Here is a 12935-nt window from a genome sequence, read left to right as displayed (position 1 = left end):
GGCGGCTGAAGGGGATGGCAGCGTGACCGAGATCGACGGGCCGGCCACGGCGGCGACCGGCGCGGACCCGGCGCCCCCGACGAAGACGACGCCCACCGGGCCCGACCCGGTGCCACCGATCACCGACACCCGAGCCGATCCGGCGGCCGCCACGCCGCCGCCGATCACCGACACCCGGGCCGAACCCGCAGCTCCCACGCCTCCCCACCCGGCCGGCCCCGGCGCTGGCGGCGGCCCTGGCGCTGCCGCTGGCCCCGGTTCTGGCGCTGGCCCCGGTTCTGGCGCTGGCCCCGGTTCTGGCGCTGGCCCCGGTTCTGGCGCTGGCATCGGCCCCGGCTCTGGCGCTGGCGTCGGCCCTGGCGCTGCCGCTGGCCCCGGCTCTGGCACTGGCCCCGGTTCTGGCGCTGGCATCGGCTCTGGCGCTGGCGTCGGCCCTGGCGCTGCCGCTGGCCCCGGCTCTGGCGCTGGCGTCGTGCCCGGCGTTGGCGCTGGGCCGAGCGGGGGAGGGCCAGGCGCCGGGCCGAGCAGCGGAGGACCCGCGGCGGGTTCGGCGTATGTGCCGCCCATGCGGACGCCGGAGGAGGCCGCCGACGAGCGGCTGAAGTCGGCGCCGGTCGACCCATGGGCGACCGCGGAGGCCGTCGCACTCGCCGCCGGCCATCTCGCGCCGGATTCCCTTCCGCCGCCGCCCTCGCCGCCGCCGGTGACGCCCTCGCCGCCGCCGTTCGGTGCTCAACAGTCACCAGCCGGCTGGGCTTCACCCGGTCCGGCTTACCCGACGAGCCCGCCCTACGGCCAGCTGTCGGCCGGGCCGGTGTCGGGTCAGCCGAGCGGCTCGCCCTACCCGCAGCCGGTGGGTCCGGTGTCGGGCCAGCCGTCGGGGGCGCCCTACCAAGTGCGTACCGATGGGCCGGGTGTTGGTCCTGGCCATGCAGGACAGCCCGGCGGCTGGGGTCGGGGAGCAACCACCCACGAAGCGGCCCGGAAACGCCGAGTACTGGGCAAACGCTCGTACGTCTGGATTGTTGCGACGGCCGTGACGATCGCGCTGGCCGGGGGGATCACCTGGTATTTCTGGCCGTCGGATCCGGCGCTGGACTATCAGCCGCTCAGTGAGCCGCGGCGGATAGCGCCGATCGTGCCGATCAGTTCGGACTGGTCGGATGCGGAGATTCTGGGCGGGCGGGTCTATTTTGCCAGCTCCGACTCGGCCAGCGGGAACGTCGGTGTGGTCGCGATCGGAGTCGGCGACACGAAGCCGGTCTGGACCAGCATGAAGGCCGGGCAGGCCGACCGGTGGAAGACGATGATCGCGTTGCCCGAGGGGGTGGCGCTGATCAGCGACCAGCAGGGTACCGACTCGACGCGGCGGCTGGCGGTGCTCGGCGCGAAGGACGGCTCGCTGCTCTGGTCGCGGACGCTCAGCAGCAACGACGTCGTGCTGTTCGCCGGGAGCACCGCCGTGATCGCCGACCGGAAGAGCAAACAGCTGGTCGGCGTGCGGATCAGCGACGGTGACCAGCGATGGGCGCTGCCCGACCCGAAAAGCGCCTACAGCGGCGACACCAACGTCGTCGCGGTGACCACGCCCAAGGATCTGGACGGGCCGGCCACCGTGTTCGGCCGGCCGTTCGAGCCGGACTTCGGCGACGACCCGCGGATCGTGCAGATCGGGGTGGACAAGTCGGCCCGGGTGATCGACGCCGACTCCGGCAAGATCCTCACCAGCCGGTACAACGTCGCCGACCCGGACAACGAGGTGATCGCGCACAACGGGCGGCTGATCGTGCTGCAGCCCGACAACCAGCAGATCGTCTCGTACGACCTGAAGAAGTTGGGCGAGCCGAAGGTGCTGTACACGACCCAGGCGCAGAACAGCCAGATGAAGGACCTCACCCCCTGCGGCGACGACCGGGTCTGCTTCGACGAGCAGGTCGGCTACGACTCGAAGTCGGCCACCGTGGTCGCGCTCGACGTGGCCGGCGGCAAGCAGCTGTGGCGCTACCCGCTGGCCGACACCGAGACGATCGTGCCGGTCGGCGAGGCGGTGCTGGCCAGCACCGCGAAGGACCTGACGCTGCTCGACGCCAAGGGCGCGAAGATCTGGACGCACACCGGCGAGGCGGCCCGGCTCGACGACGGGAACCTGCTGGAGTTCTCGAAGCCGCTCACCCGCTCGCCGGAGGAGACCGCGCTGTACGGCCGGCACCTCGGCGACGAGGCGGTGCCGCTCGGCTCGTTCGACGACATCCGCGCCGACACCTGTGGGTGGGACAAGTCGATGCTGGCCTGCGTCGGCGACAAGGACTTCGAGCTGCTGCGATTCGCCAAGTAAGCACCGAAACGAACGGGCGGCCCTCCCGAGGGAGAGCCGCCCGATCAAAGCGTTGCCGGCGTCAGATGCGCACGCCGGTCTCGGCGTTGAATACGTGCAGAGCGTTGACCTGCGGCTTCACGAACACCGTCTCACCCATCGACGGCATGTGCCGCCGGTCGGTCCGCACCACGAAACGCTCCGGGCCGCTGTCGAGCTCGGCGTGGCCGTAGACGTTCGCGTCCGAGCCGAGGTCCTCGACCAGGTCGACGACGATCGGGAAGCCGCCCTCACCCTCCGACACCAGGTCGGCGGCCTCGGGCCGGAAGCCGATGGTCACCTTGCCGTCGCCGCCGCTCTTCGCCGCCGCGATCTGCTCGCGGGTAAGCGGAACGGCCAGCGTACCGAAATGGCCACCCGCCTCGGTCAGCGGGACGGTCTTGAGGTTCATGGCCGGGGAGCCCATGAAGCCGGCCACGAAGACGTTGCCGGGGGTGTCGTACAGCGCCCGCGGCGTGTCCACCTGCTGCAGCACGCCGTCCAGCATGACCGCGACCCGGTGGCCCATGGTCATGGCCTCGACCTGGTCGTGGGTGACGTAGACGGTGGTGACGCCCAGTTTGGCCTGCAGCGTCGCGATCTGCGAACGGGTCTGGACGCGGAGCTTGGCGTCGAGGTTCGACAGCGGCTCGTCCATGAGGAACACCTGCGGCTCACGCACGATCGCGCGGCCCATCGCGACACGCTGGCGCTGGCCACCGGAGAGCGCCTTGGGCTTGCGCGACAGGTACTCGTCGAGCTGCAGAAGGGCCGCCGCCTCCTTGACCCGCCGGTCGATCTCCGCCTTCGAGGTCTTGCGGAGCTTCAGGGCGAAGGCCATGTTCTCGTACACCGACATGTGCGGGTAGAGGGCGTAGTTCTGGAAGACCATCGCGATGTCGCGGGACTTGGGCGGCAGGTTCGTGACGTCCTTGCCCTCGATCAGGATGCGGCCCTTGTCGACGTCCTCGAGGCCGGCGAGCATGCGCAGGCTGGTGGACTTGCCGCAACCGGAGGGGCCGACCAGAACCAGGAACTCGCCGTCGCCGATCTCGAGGTTGAGCTCGTTGACGGCGGGACGCTCGGACCCGGGGTAGATCCGGGAGGCGTGGTCATAAGTGACGGTGGCCATGGTGCAACCAACTTCCTTTCCACCGGCAGGAACGTGCCGGACGATCCGAGTGGAGGAACAGCGCTGTAAACGTAAAGCTTTTTACGCCATGTGCCAAGGCGGGACCTAACCGATGGGACGTTATGCTGGCGTCCATTGCCTCCTTAGCTCAGTTGGCCAGAGCACCCGTCTTGTAAACGGGAGGTCGTCGGTTCGAGCCCGACAGGAGGCTCGCTTCTGCCGGGTTTGTCCGGTGCGTGCCCGGAAAGGCGAATGCCCGCCCGGGACCGGGCGGGCATTCGGGCAACTGTTTCTCAGCGGTACTGGTCGTCGATTCCGGCTACCGGGCGGCCGTTGGGGGAGAACTCGCGGCGCGGATCGGTGGGCAGAGTCGCGCTCGGTGTCGCGTCGGTGTCGAGCGGCTCCTCGTGCAGCCGCGGGTCGTCCGGCGTGACCGCCGGCTTGGGCTTCCCGTGCGCCGGCGCGGCGACGGCCGGGGCGACCGTGAACCCGCCGGCCGGCAGGCCGGATACGTTCGGTACGCCGGGAACCTCCGGCAGCTGGTTCGCCGGCAGCCCGCCGCCGAGCCCGCCGAGCAGCGGCATCCCGCCGTCGAAGAGCTCCGTCTGCCGGTCGGTCGGCCGCTGCAGCAGGCTCGGCGTGCCGCCGCTGGGCAGCAGGCCGCCGAAGAGCTGGCCGACGACCGGTAGGCTCTGCAGCGGCAGGTTCTGGTGCACCTTGGTGCGCGTGGGCAGGGCGTTGCCGAGCCGCTGCGGCGCGCCGATCACGTCGGCGTCGGGCAGCTCGGTGTTGCCCAGCGCCGGGCGCGGCAGGTGGCCGGACTCGCCGGGCAGCACCGGGTTGAGGTCGGGCGTGTTCTGCCCGGACTTGAAGTTCATCACCGGCTGGGAGCCCAGCGGCGTGTTGCCGATCGTGCTGTACCGCAGCGGATTCTCCACATTGAGCCCGTTGCTCTGACCGAGCAGGTCGGTCAGCTGCTCGTCCGCCTGTTGTTCCGCCGTGCCGGTTCCGGGCAGCAGGTCGGCCTGCGCGGGGACGGCGGCCCCGAACAGGAAGATCCCGCCCGCGACGACCGCACCGGCGTACCACAACTTGCGCACTGATCTCCTCCTGGCAATTCGGGACTACCACAACTGTGCAAACTCGGACGAATAGCGTCGGAAGGGGCAACGAGCGGCCCCGCGACCGGGTTCCGGCTGGCTACCATCGCGAACGTGGCCAGCGAACCGGTGAAAGACGTTTCGCGCCGGTCCCTGGTGTCCCGGCTGCGCGAGCGCAACGGCGACGACCGGCCGCACTACCTGGTCTGCGGCGCCGATCCGCTGGTCTACACGCTGGCCGAGGAGCTGATGAGTTCCGGTCGCAGCCTGCGCCTCACCGTGATCGTTCCGCCGGACCTCCGGGGCGACGTCCCGGCTTTCGACGATCTCAAGACCCGGGGCGTACGCGTGATCACCGCTGCCCGCCTCGACGAGCGGACGTTCCGCTCCGCCGGTCTGGCCGGAGCCGTGGCGCTGGCCCTGGTGATGCCGGACGACATGATCAATTTGCATGCGGCGCTGTGTGCCCGCGCGGTCGAGGGCGATCTGCGGCTGGTGATCCGGATGTTCACCACCGGGCTCGCCCAGGGTGTGCGCCGGCTGTTCACCGACTGTGCGGTGCTCTCCGACGCCGGCATGGCCGCGCCCGCGTTCGTCGCCGCGGCCCTCGGCGGCGTCGCGCCGACCCATTTCCGGTACGCCGGCCGCACGCTCTATGTGGCCCGCCGCGGCGAGGTGGCCGAGAACCACGTGGTACTGACCCTGACCGCCCCGGCCGGCGGCGGCCAGATCGCGGTGCTGCCCGCCGAGCCCGCGCCCGGCGACCGGCTCCCGGCCGACCTGGTGCTGGCCGAGGCGGTCGGCCGGGTCGCCGAGCCGGCCGTGACCGCCCGCCGGCTGGCCCGCTCCGGCCGGCGCCGGCGCCCGCTGCTTCCGCTACGCCGGGCCATGCGGTTCGGGGTGACCCGCAAGCTGGCGATCGCCGTGCTCATCGCCCTGGTGATCACGGTGGCCTCCGGCGCCATCATGACCAGCTACACCGACGTGCACGGCGTCTGGGAGTCGATCTACACGATCCTGCTGACCATGGTCGGATCGTCCGATGTGGAGCCGCACAACCGCCCGATCGCGCAGGTCGCGCAGGTGGTGCTCAGCATCGCCGGGGTCGCACTGCTGCCGCTGATCACCGCCGCGATCGTCGACGGCGTGGTGAAGACCCGGCTGGCCCGCGACCGCGGCGAGGTGCTCGACGGGACCGCCGACCACGTGGTGCTGGTCGGCCTCGGCAACGTCGGCACCCGGGTGCTGCGCCAGCTGAACGATCTCGGCCTGGAGGTGGTGGCCATCGACCGGGCGCCGGACGCGCGAGGCGTCCGGGTGGCCGAGGAACTGGGCGTCCCGCTGATCGTCGGCGACGCGTCCCAGGGCGAGACGCTGCGGGCCGCCTCGATCGACACCTGCCGGTCGCTGCTCGTGGTCTCCACCGACGACGCCGTCAACCTGCAGGCCGCGCTGCACGCCCGCGCGGCCCGGCCGGACGTCCGGGTGGTGCTGCGGCTGTTCGACGACGATTTCGCCCGCCGGGTGGAGCACGCCTTCAACATCAACATCTCGCGCAGCGTCTCCCGGCTCTGCGCGCCGGTGTTCGCGGCCTCCATGCTCGACCGCGAGGTGCTGGCCACGATCCCGGTCGACCGGCACGCGGTGCTGGTCGCGGCCGTCCGGGTGCTGGCCGGGTCGGCCCTGGACGGTGTGCCGGTGAGCAGCGTGGACCGGCCGGAGAGCGCCCGGGTGATCAGCATGCGGGCGGCCGGCGAGGAGTGGGTCGACTGGTCGCCGGACCCGCGGCGGGTGCTGGCGGCCGGCGACGAGGTGGTGGTCGTGGCCCGCCGAGGCGGCCTGCGCGTCCTGCTGGAACAGGCCACCCCGATGAGCGAGGGCCAGTTAGACGCCGCCGGCCAGTGAGCCGACCTCGATGCCGAGGACGGCCTGCTCGTCCGGCTTCTTGGCCAGCACGTCGGTGAGGTAGGACTGCACCGCCGGGGCCATCCCGACATCCCGGCCGGCCCGCTCGGACAGCAGCCACTTGTGCTGGATGATCTGCGTGAAGATCTCCTGCGGCTCGAGCTTGCGGCGCATGCCGGCCGGCACGGCCCGGACCACCGGCTCGAAGACCTCGGTCAGCCAGCGGTGGGCGGCCTGCTGCTCGTCGGTGAGATCGCTTTCCGCCCGGTACGTGTCCAGGTCGTTGAGCAGCTGCCGGGCCTGGTTCTCCTCGGCGTCCAGCCCGGTCAGGCGCAGCAGGCGACGGGTGTGATACCCGGCGTCGACCACCTTCGGGCGGACCCGGTAGCCGCCGTCCACGGTGGACAACGCCACCTCGGCGACGTCGAAGCCGAGCTCGTTGAGCCGCCGGATGCGCCGCTCGATGCGGTGCCGGGCGTCGCTCTGCGCGACCTCCTGCTCGTACGTGATCTCGTGCCACAGCCGGTCGTAGCGGGCCACGATGTCGTCGACCACCGCCTCCGGGTCGATCGACTCGTGCAGCAGCTCGGCGGCCTGCAGGTCGAGGCACTCACCGAAGATGTTGAGCCGGAGGATCTCGATGTCCTCGCTGCGCTGCCCCTCGGACAGCTTCGGGTAGAGGTTGCCGGTCTCGGCGTCCACCAGGTACGCCGCGAACGCGCCCGCGTCCCGCCGGAACAGCGTGTTGGACAGCGAGCAGTCGCCCCAGGAGAAGCCGGTCAGGTGCATCCGGACGATCAGGGCGACCAGCGCGTCGAGCAGCCGGTTGAGCGTCTCCGGCCGGAGCACGTGCGAGAAGAGCGCTCGGTACGGCAAGGAGAACTGCAGGTGCCGGGTGATCAGCACGGTCTCCAGCGGCTCGCCGTCGGCGTCGACCCGGTCGGTGACGGTCGCCACCGCCTCGACCGCCGGGAAGTCGATCCGCTCGAGCGCGCGCAGCAGGTCGTACTCCTTTTCGGCGATCCGTTCGCGGGTCTCCTTCAGGGCGTAGACGGTCTCGTTGAGCTTGACGAACCGGACGATGTGCCGGGAGATGCCCTGCGGCAGAGCCACCAGGTGGTCGGCGGGCCACTCCTCGAGCGGGACGCCCCACGGCAGGTCCAGCAGCGCCGGGTCGATGAGGGCGGAGGTGATGCGCACCGAACCAGTGTGCCCGGGTCCACGGCGCGTCGCGGTCGCAGGTGGCTCGTTACACAGGAGCGAGAACGCCGGAATAGTACATATGTCCGTGATATGACGTGAATGGCGGTTGAGATGCGACGAAAGGCAGGCATCGCCTTCGGGGCGTGCGCCGTCCTGGTGCTCGGCACGGTGGCGGGGGTGACGGCGTGGACCACCCGGGGCGAACGCACGGTGGGCACCTGGCACGAGCCGGTCGTCGCGCGCACGCCCGTCGCCGCGGAAGTGGCGCAGCAGAGCGACCTACGGCCGCCCGCGGCGCCGCGGGCGGAGGTCACTCCGGTGCCCACCCCGACCCGGCCCAGCCTCAGCCCCAGCCGGGCCCCGACCGGCCACCACGGCCCGGTCGAGTCGGCCCACGCCGCCGACGGCCGGCAGCGCGTCGGTGAGCTGCTGCACGTCGACCGGATCCTCGGCTACCTGGGCAAGGGGCCGCAGCGGGAGTCCTTCCGCTACCCCGGCGCCTCGTACGTGAAGCTGCACTTCGACCGGATGGCGATGCTGCCCGGCGACTACCTGACCGTCTCGAACGCCGACGGCACCGAGGCCTACCGGTACGACGCGCCGAGCGTGCTGGAGACCGGGTCGGTCGACAAGTGGGCGATGTCGGTCACCGGCGACACCGCTGTCCTCGAGATGCACCGCACCGCGGATGTCCTCGGCGTCGGCAACCTGCTCGGCACCCTCGGCGTGAACGTCGACCAGGTGGCCCGCGGGTTCAGCCGTACCGAGCAGGCCCGCCGGCCGGAGAGCCAGCTCACCCGGCCCGGCACCACCGGGCGGGAGGAGTCGGTGTGCGGCGCGGACACCTCGGCCGACGCCGTGTGCTACCGCTCGGCCGACCCGGTCGCGTACACGAAGTCGAAGGCCATCGCCCGGCTGCTGATCAACGGGACCGAGCTGTGCACCAGCTGGCGGGTCGGCCCGAACAACCGGATGCTCACCAACAACCACTGCTTCACCACCTCGGCCGAGGCGTACGACACCGAAGTTTGGTTCAACTACCAGTGCGCGACCTGCGGCGGGTACGACGTCTTCCAGCCGACCAAGGTCTGGGGCAGCAAGGTGCTCTCCACCGACCACGTGTACGACTACACGCTGTTCTCGGTGGACGACTTCAGCGCCGTCCAGAAGTTCGGCTACCTCCTGCTGGACACCACCCGCCCGGCCAAGGGGCAGGAGCTCTACGTGCCGCAGCACCCGGCCGGCGAGCCCACCCGGATCGCCGGCTCGCTCGGCGAGAAGGCGGGCAACTGCTCGGTCGCCGACCCCAACTACACCGGGTACGCCACCGGCTCGGACGTCTCGTACTACTGCGACACCGAGGGCGGCTCGTCCGGGTCGCCGGTGCTGTCCCGGGCGACCAACAAGGTGGTCGCGCTGCACCACTTCGGCGGCTGCCCCAACTCGGGGGTCCGCGGCGACCTGCTCGCCGCGCGGTTGCGCAGCCTGCTTTAGTTTTGATGGCGTGACCCAGACGATCCCGGCGCCCGTCCACACCCGCCCGCTGCTCGGGTGGTGGCTCGATGCCGTGCTGGTCGCGGCGTTCGCCGGGCTGACCGTGGCGCTCGCCAAGGGCCACCTGCTGGCGCTCGACGAGCGGGTGGCCGACTGGTCGCTGGCGCACCAGCCGGCCCCGCTCCACTGGACCGCGCGGGCCTTCAACTACCTGGGTCAGGGCGGCAAGCTGCTGATGCCGGTCGCGCTGATCCTGACCGGCATCCTGGCGTACCGGACCCGGTCGTGGCGGGTGGTGCTGCCGTTCGCGGCGGCGTTCGGGCTGACCTACGTCACCATCGGGCCGCTGAAGATCTGGGCCGACCGGGCCGCGCCGACGTTCCTCGGGCCGGAGAAGGCGGTGCTGTTCAACCCGTACGCGAGCGGCGACAAGGCGATGAGTTACCCGTCCGGGCACATGGGCAACTCGCTGGTCTGGTATGCGGTGATCGCGCTGCTCATCGCCCTGCTGCTGGAGCGGCCGCTGCGGCCGTGGGAGGCTTTCGCCGTACGCGTGGTGCCGGTTGTGATCTTGTTTGTTACGACGGTCTACACCGGGTTCCATTGGCTGACCGACTCGATCGCCGGGGTGCTGCTCGGCCTTTTCCTGGCTCGGCTGATCGAGCGGGTGCCGTGGGAACGGGTCATACCCAGGCGCCGGCCCGCATCACCCGCTTGACGGTCAGGTCCGCGTCGAGCACCACGAGATCGGCCCGCAGGCCCGCCTCCAGCGCGCCGACCTCGTCGTCCAGCCCCAGTGCCCGGGCCGGGGTGGTCGAGGCCATCGCCGCCGCGTCGGCCAGCGGGATGCCGGCGTCGACCGCGTTGCGCAGCGCCACATCCATGGTCAGCGTGCTGCCGGCGATCGAGCCGTTGCGGGCCAGCCGGGCCACCCGATCGGCCACCACCACGTGCTGGCCGCCCAGCTCGTAGTCGCCGTCCGGCATGCCGGCCGCGTCCATCGCGTCGGTGACCAGGGCGGCCCGGTCCGGACCGGCCGCCCGGGCGGCGAACGCCAGCATCCCCGGGTGCAGGTGGATGTTGTCGGCGATCAGCTCGCACACCGCCACCGAGTCGAGCAGCGCGACCACCGGGCCCGGCTCGCGGTGATGCGGCGGGCGCATCCCGTTGAACAGGTGGGTGCCGACCGTCCCGCCCGCCGCGATACCGGCCCGGGCCTGCTCGTACGTGGCGTCGGTGTGCCCGATCGCGGCCAGCGCGCCGTGCTCGCGCAGCAACGCGATCGCCTCGGCGGCGCCGGGCAGCTCCGGGGCGATGGTCACCATGCGGAGCGCGCCCTCGCCCAGCTTGATCAGTTCGGTGAGCTCGGCCACCGACGGGTCACGCAGGAACTCCGGGTTCTGGGCGCCGCAGCGGGCGTCGGAGAGGTAGGGCCCCTCGTAGTGCACGCCGGCCAGCACCCCTTCCCGGACCAGCGGCAGATAGCCGGCGGTGGCGTCGCGCATCAGCTCGAACGGGGAGCTGACCAGGCTGGCCAGCATCGTGGTGGTGCCGTGCCCGAGGTGGAACGCGGCCGCGCCGCGGGCCTGGCCGACGTCGCCGGTGGTGAAGGTGTGCCCGCCGCCGCCGTGGCAGTGCAGGTCGACGAAGCCGGGGACGATGATGTCGTCGCCGGCCCGGTTGCCGGCGACCACGTCGATGATCGTGGGGCCGTCGATCTCGAGGTGCCCGGGGACCACCGCGCCGGGGCGGACGATCCGGCCAGTGATCTTCACGCGCTGTGCTCCAGGTGGTCGAGGGCGAGCAGGGCGGCGCCCTTGCAGCCGGCGGTGTCCCCGAGGGCGGCCTTCACGATCTTGGGCATGCGGTGGAAGGTGACTCGCCTCTCCATCGCGGCCTTCAGCGGGCCCAGCAGGGTGTCGCCGGCCTCGGCCAGGCCGCCGCCGAGCACGAGGACGCTGACGTCGAAGAGCGCCTGCGCGGTGATCATGCCGTCGGCGAGGGCCTGAATGGCCTCGTGCCAGACCTGTCTCGCGGTTTCGTCCGAATTTATGCGGCTAACGACGTCGAAGGCGCTCGCATCGCTCAAGCCGGATAATTCGCGGTATCTGGCCCCGATCGCCCGGGCCGACGCGATCGCCTCCAGGCAGCCATGCTGCCCGCACGGACACGAGGGGCCGCCGGGCCGCACGATGATGTGCCCGAGCTCGCCGGCCGCTCCATGCGCGCCGTTGTAGCCCGCGCCGTTGACCACCAGCGCGGCCGCGATGCCGGTGCCGATCGCCGCGAACAGCACGTGCCGTTCGCCCTTTCCGGCGCCGAGGCGGGCCTCGGCGATGCCACCGACCCGAACATCGTGGCCGAGCGCGGCCGGCAGCTTCAGCTTTTCTTCGATCAAAGACCGCAGCGGTACGTCGCGGAAGCCCACGTTGGAGGACCAGACCGCGACACCGTTCTCCTCGTCGACCACGCCCGGGACGGCGACGCCGACGGCCACCGGTTCGAGCGCGTCGGCCCGTGCCTTGGCGGCCAGACCCGCGGCGATCTCCAGGATGTTCTCGGTGACCGCCTCTGGCCCGCGGGCGGCCAGTGTGGGGTGCCGCTCCTCGTGGTGGACCGTTCCGTCCGGGCGTACCAGAGCGCATTTCATGCCCGTGCCGCCGACGTCGAGGGCAACGACGACGTGCTCGGTCACGCCAGCACTACCGACCGGGAGAGGTTGCGCGGGTTGTCCGGGTCGAGGCCCTGGGTGGTGGCGAGCAGCACCGCGAGCCGCTGGGCCAGCACCAGGTCGGCCATCGGGTCGATCGGGGCCCGGCCGCCGCACCAGCGGCCCAGCGCGGCGTACCCGCCGTGGTGCCGGCTGTGCACGAACAGCGCGCCGGTGGCCTCCACGTCGTCGGCCAGGCCCGGCGGGATCTCGCCGAGCGCCCACACCACCCGGCGCGGCCCGGCCAGCGAGATCGGCCCGTGCCGGTAGTCCATCGCCGGGTACGCCTCGGCCCAGTACGCGGCCGCCTCCCGGCACTTCAGCGCGGCCTCGTGCGCCAGCCCGATCGTCCAGCCCCGGCCCAGGAAGGTGATCTGCTCGGTCAGCGCCGGGTGCACCGGCAGCGGCAGCCGGACCGCGACCTCGGCGTCGGCGCACACCGGCTCGAGGTCCTCGCCGAGGTGGGCGCGGAGCAGGGCCAGCGCGCTGGTGGCGAACCGGGTCTGCACCACCGCCCGCTCGTCGGCGAAGTCCAGCACGATCGCGTCGGTGGCCAGCGCGGCGGCCGGCTGCCCACCATCGGCGGTCAGCACGGTCGTCGGCGTGCGGCCGTCGAGCGAGTCCAGCAGGTCGACGATCTCGGTGGTGGTGCCGGAGCGGGTGATCGCGACCACCCGGTCGTAGCGCCGGTCGTGCGGGAACTCGGAGGCCTGGAACGCGTCCGTCTCGCCGTGGCCGGACCGTTCGCGCAGCGACGCGTACGCCATGCTCATGAACCACGACGTGCCGCAACCGACCACCGCGACCCGTTCGCCGCGGGCCGGCAGCCCCGGCGAGTCGGCGAGCTTCGCGGCGAGACTCCAGCATTCCGGCTGGCTCGCGATCTCCGCCTTGACGTGCGTCATGGGCCACCCTTCACACCGTCGCGGATGCGCATAAGCGCTCGCTACCCCGCATTTTCGAGCGCCATTCTGCGCGGAACTTCCCTGCGTACGCAACCGTCGTCCCGCCACCAACGCCGCACCGAGCAGCGCGGAG

General features: G+C 71.7%; 10 protein-coding genes and 1 tRNA gene. 5 read left to right on the top strand and 6 right to left on the bottom strand.

Annotation, left to right across the window (positions count from 1 at the left end; genetic code table 11):
• Positions 1-1036: 1036 nt before the first annotated feature.
• Entirely contained in the window at positions 1037-2335 is a 1299-nt protein-coding gene (locus IH26_RS0138200; RefSeq protein WP_030441165.1) for an outer membrane protein assembly factor BamB family protein, read from the top strand.
• A 61-nt stretch (positions 2336-2396) separates the two neighbouring features.
• Here the strand turns inward: IH26_RS0138200 and IH26_RS0138195 are convergent, their stop codons facing one another.
• Positions 2397-3485, bottom strand: coding sequence for an ABC transporter ATP-binding protein (locus IH26_RS0138195; protein WP_030441164.1), 1089 nt, complete (start codon positions 3483-3485; stop codon positions 2397-2399).
• Positions 3486-3622: 137 nt separating this feature from the next.
• On the opposite strand from IH26_RS0138195, the gene IH26_RS0138190 reads away from it, so the two are divergent.
• Positions 3623-3696: transfer RNA gene (locus tag IH26_RS0138190), tRNA-Thr, on the top strand.
• A gap of 82 nt (positions 3697-3778) precedes the next feature.
• Here IH26_RS0138190 and IH26_RS0138185 read toward each other — a convergent pair.
• Positions 3779-4585 (bottom strand): hypothetical protein, encoded by an 807-nt coding sequence (locus IH26_RS0138185; RefSeq protein WP_030441163.1) that lies wholly within the window; start codon positions 4583-4585, stop codon positions 3779-3781.
• Between the two features lie 114 nt (positions 4586-4699).
• On the opposite strand from IH26_RS0138185, the gene IH26_RS0138180 reads away from it, so the two are divergent.
• A complete protein-coding gene (locus IH26_RS0138180; RefSeq protein ID WP_342668334.1) occupies positions 4700-6490 on the top strand; it encodes a potassium channel family protein in 1791 nt (596 codons plus the stop codon).
• Here IH26_RS0138180 and IH26_RS0138175 read toward each other — a convergent pair.
• On the bottom strand, positions 6470-7690 hold the full coding sequence (locus tag IH26_RS0138175) for a DUF4032 domain-containing protein (RefSeq protein ID WP_030441161.1): 1221 nt from the start codon (positions 7688-7690) through the stop codon (positions 6470-6472). The two genes, IH26_RS0138180 and IH26_RS0138175, sit on opposite strands and share 21 nt — an antisense overlap.
• Positions 7691-7804: 114 nt before the next feature.
• Here IH26_RS0138175 and IH26_RS0138170 point away from each other — a divergent pair, with 114 nt between their 5' ends.
• Together IH26_RS0138170 and IH26_RS0138165 are read left to right on the top strand one after the other, a co-directional pair.
• Positions 7805-9187, top strand: coding sequence for a trypsin-like serine peptidase (locus IH26_RS0138170; RefSeq protein WP_034216816.1), 1383 nt, complete (start codon positions 7805-7807; stop codon positions 9185-9187).
• Positions 9188-9197: 10 nt separating this feature from the next.
• Positions 9198-9905, top strand: a complete 708-nt coding sequence (locus IH26_RS0138165; protein ID WP_030441159.1) for a phosphatase PAP2 family protein — start codon at positions 9198-9200, stop codon at positions 9903-9905.
• Here IH26_RS0138165 and nagA read toward each other — a convergent pair.
• Genes nagA through IH26_RS0138150 form a run of 3 tightly spaced genes read right to left on the bottom strand, consistent with a single transcriptional unit; the run spans position 9871 to position 12802 of the window.
• The gene (nagA, locus tag IH26_RS0138160; RefSeq protein ID WP_030441158.1) at positions 9871-10962 is read right to left on the bottom strand and encodes an N-acetylglucosamine-6-phosphate deacetylase; all 1092 of its coding nucleotides are present in this window, start codon (positions 10960-10962) and stop codon (positions 9871-9873) included. The genes IH26_RS0138165 and nagA overlap by 35 nt on opposite strands.
• Positions 10959-11882, bottom strand: a complete 924-nt coding sequence (locus tag IH26_RS0138155; RefSeq protein WP_030441157.1) for an ROK family protein — start codon at positions 11880-11882, stop codon at positions 10959-10961. Before IH26_RS0138155 ends, nagA begins: the two co-directional genes overlap by 4 nt.
• Complete coding sequence (locus IH26_RS0138150; protein ID WP_030441156.1) at positions 11879-12802, bottom strand: SIS domain-containing protein; 924 nt, start codon at positions 12800-12802, stop codon at positions 11879-11881. Before IH26_RS0138150 ends, IH26_RS0138155 begins: the two co-directional genes overlap by 4 nt.
• Positions 12803-12935: the final 133 nt, after the last annotated feature.

The sequence above is a fragment of the Actinoplanes subtropicus genome, from assembly GCF_000721705.1.
Lineage (GTDB): Bacteria > Actinomycetota > Actinomycetes > Mycobacteriales > Micromonosporaceae > Actinoplanes > Actinoplanes subtropicus.
The sequence above is the reverse complement of the archived record's forward strand: the minus strand, read 5'-3'. Positions and strand labels throughout refer to the sequence as shown.

Excerpts from the sequence above, each read along its gene's own strand:
- IH26_RS0138195 (WP_030441164.1), bottom strand. The coding sequence starts at position 3,485 with ATGGCCACCGTCACTTATGACCACGCCTCCCGGATCTACCCCGGGTCC.
- IH26_RS0138150 (WP_030441156.1), bottom strand. The coding sequence starts at position 12,802 with ATGACGCACGTCAAGGCGGAGATCGCGAGCCAGCCGGAATGCTGGAGT.
- IH26_RS0138170 (WP_034216816.1), top strand. The coding sequence starts at position 7,805 with ATGCGACGAAAGGCAGGCATCGCCTTCGGGGCGTGCGCCGTCCTGGTG.